At 38.9% G+C, this 2,859-nt stretch carries 3 protein-coding genes; 2 read left to right on the top strand and 1 reads right to left on the bottom strand.

The window, feature by feature from the left end:
• Positions 1–49: 49 nt before the first annotated feature.
• Positions 50–349: a YciI family protein gene (locus ACY10D_RS02470; protein WP_486999221.1), complete on the bottom strand. Its 300-nt coding sequence runs from the start codon at positions 347–349 to the stop codon at positions 50–52.
• A gap of 132 nt (positions 350–481) precedes the next feature.
• On the opposite strand from ACY10D_RS02470, the gene ACY10D_RS02465 reads away from it, so the two are divergent.
• Together ACY10D_RS02465 and ACY10D_RS02460 are read left to right on the top strand one after the other, a co-directional pair.
• Complete coding sequence (locus ACY10D_RS02465) at positions 482–1,816, top strand: chloride channel protein (protein ID WP_486999220.1); 1,335 nt, start codon at positions 482–484, stop codon at positions 1,814–1,816.
• Positions 1,817–1,843: 27 nt separating this feature from the next.
• On the top strand, positions 1,844–2,614 hold the full coding sequence (locus ACY10D_RS02460) for a hypothetical protein (RefSeq protein ID WP_486999219.1): 771 nt from the start codon (positions 1,844–1,846) through the stop codon (positions 2,612–2,614).
• The last annotated feature ends 245 nt before the right edge of the window (positions 2,615–2,859 follow it).

Below are 2,859 nucleotides of genomic sequence, written 5' to 3'. Positions count from 1 at the left end.
TAACACAATAAATTATGGATTGGCAACTCGTAAACTTTATTTTTGATTATTATTCAACCCTTGATTCGCATTTAAATGCTTCGGCATGTTTAACAGGATCAAAGCTATGATAACTATAGCTAGCTACTTTTTCAGTAATGAAGGGATCTTCCTGCAATAACGTTTTGATTTCATCTAAGTCGCCTGAGGCTAATATCACACCGCCATTGCGTGAACTATTAGGTCCTGAGGCGATAAATAGTCCTTTTTCATAACCACGATCGAGAAATGAACGGTGTTTTGCTCTAACTTGATCTATAACCTCAGTAGGTGAAGCATAGGTGATAGTAATAATATGCGTTTGTTTCATTGGACTAACTCAAACTAATATAATGTAAAGCTAATTTTGTCATAGTTATTAAGCTGTTTGTACTTTTTTTTCAAGAAACTAAAGCGTAAAATAGCACCAGCAATTTTGCTTAGAGTGGTAAAGACAGTTTTCATGAAGTATTTCGATTTAAAAGCGTTAAAAAAAGATAAGATTTTCACTGAATCACGCAAACTTATGTCTCTATCACTTTGGCGAAGGCGTTTGATATTCTGGGGTGGGGCGATTCTTGTTGGATTGATATGTGTATTGTTTGCTTATCTGTGTGACAATCTCAATGACAGTTTCAATGAACTCAGTCAAGCCCATCCTTATTGGCCTTTATTTATTATGCCAATTGGTTTTATGGTGATTATTTATTTGCTGAAAACTTATTTTGATGGTGCTGAAGGTAGTGGTATTCCTCAAGTAATGACAGCACTCAAAGTTAAGAATATGCAACGACGTAGCAAGATGGTGTCAATGCGTATTGCGCTGGGTAAGTTTTTATTAACTGCATTAGGATTTTTAAGTGGTGCATCGATTGGGCGCGAGGGACCGACGATTCAATTAAGTGCATCCGTTATGCACTTCTTAGGGCGATTAGAGAAGTTTAACCGTGAAGACACGGAAAAAGGTTTGTTATTAGCAGGTGGGGCGGCTGGTATTGCAGCGGCCTTTAACGCGCCTTTGGCAGGGGTTGTTTTTGCCATTGAAGAGTTAGCAGGCTCTTTTGATAAAGGCATTACCGGTACGATGATTACCACCGTGGTGTTGTGTGGTTTTGTGTCCTTAGAAATTATGGGCAATTACGCCTACTTTGGTGCGAGCTCAGCGACACTTGATATTTTAGGCGGTGGCTGGATCGTACTTATTATTGTTGCTGTTGTTTGTGGTTTCTTAGGTGGATTATTTAGTCGGATGCTGTTATTTGTATCAGCAGCTGTGGTCGGGATTGTTCGCAAGCATCCGGTGTTATTCGCAGGTAGCATTGGCTTTGTTATTGCCGTGATTGGCGTGTGCACAAGTGGCGTTATTTACGGTAGTGGTAAAGAAACAGCCGTTGCTTTGTTAAATGGTCATGATGTTCATGTATCTATTTTCTTTGGCTTGTGGAAAATGATCGCCACATTACTGTCATTTGTTAGCGGTATTCCAGGTGGAATCTTCGCCCCATCTTTATCAGCGGGAGCTGGGTTTGGGCATATGATGAGTGGTTTTTTTGATCCTAAATATGCGGGAGCAATTATCTTAATCGGTACGGTTGCGTACTTCTCAGGCGTGGTGCAAAGCCCGATTACTTGCTTTATCATCGTGTCGGAGATGACGCAAAATGTCTCAAGTGGCATGCTTTTGCCAATTATGCTAGCAGCGTTGTTAGGTACGGCTTCTTCACGTGTGATCTGTAAAGAGCCAATTTATCATGTATTATCGTTGCGCTATTTAGATAAGCTGCGTGAGCAGAAATAAATGTAATTATTATAGGTTTTAATAAATATGTTTGATCAACCATTATTTCAAAAAAAGCATGAGCAATATGAGCGGCGTTTTGTTCATGATAGCTTTATAAAAAATGAAATTGCTGAGCGTTTATTAGATAAATTAAGTTTTATTAAATTAAATCCTCAATATGTCTTTGCAGAAGGGCTAGATTCACATTTAGCAACGATTAAAGCGTTGTACCCAAATGCAAAAATACATCGCACACCCAACCCAGAGATAGCCTATGATGTAATTATTTCACAGTGTAAAATTCAGCAAACAGCAAATATTAATACCCAATTACGTGATTGGTATAAACAGCTAACACCACAAGGTGTTTTAGTTTTTACAAGCTTTGGCAGTAGTAGCTTACAAGAGATCAAAAAAGCTTGGCAGCTCATTGATGGTATGGTGCATATCAATCAAATGTTAGATATGCATGATATTGGTGACCTGTTAAAAAAGGAACAATATCAAAGTGTGGTCATGGATGCCGAAACGTTAAAGCTCGAATATGAAACGATTGAAACTTTACTCACCGATATTCGCGCATTGAATGAGCCTTTAGCTGATACCAAAATGCGTAAAACCTTGACGGGTAAAGCGCGTTGGCAACGTTTTTGTCAGAGACTGGAAAAACTTGGGTTATCAGTAAGTTATGAAGTGTTTTATGGTTATGGCTATAAGGGTGATGAGCTGATTGCCAGAAAAGAAAATGGCAATGAATCAATGATTAGCTTTGATCAATTAAGAGATGCGCTTAAGCATAATAAAAAACGGCTATGACCATGTTCCTGCCCACTTTGATGGTGTAAGCATTGGCTGAGCGTAAGTCGAATCCTCTATGAAGTGTTATTTTCACAAGCTTACCCACTTCGACTGATGCTCAGTGCACCGCTTCGACTTACGCTCAGGGTGCGGTGAGTGCTTGTGGGTGAATATTTAGTCTTAGCCTGGGAGTGTTCATAAAACTGTGTCAATTTAAATTTAATATTGATGTAGTGTGTTATTGCTAGAATAAACAGAGCAAC

The sequence above is a fragment of the Cysteiniphilum sp. genome (genome assembly GCF_057495195.1).
The sequence above is the reverse complement of the archived record's forward strand: the minus strand, read 5'-3'. Positions and strand labels throughout refer to the sequence as shown.

What these genes read in the sequence shown, in the direction of transcription:
- ACY10D_RS02470 (WP_486999221.1), bottom strand. Translation starts at nt 349, where the DNA reads ATGAAACAAACGCATATTATTACTATCACCTATGCTTCACCTACTGAG.
- ACY10D_RS02465 (WP_486999220.1), top strand. Translation starts at nt 482, where the DNA reads ATGAAGTATTTCGATTTAAAAGCGTTAAAAAAAGATAAGATTTTCACT.
- ACY10D_RS02460 (WP_486999219.1), top strand. Translation starts at nt 1,844, where the DNA reads ATGTTTGATCAACCATTATTTCAAAAAAAGCATGAGCAATATGAGCGG.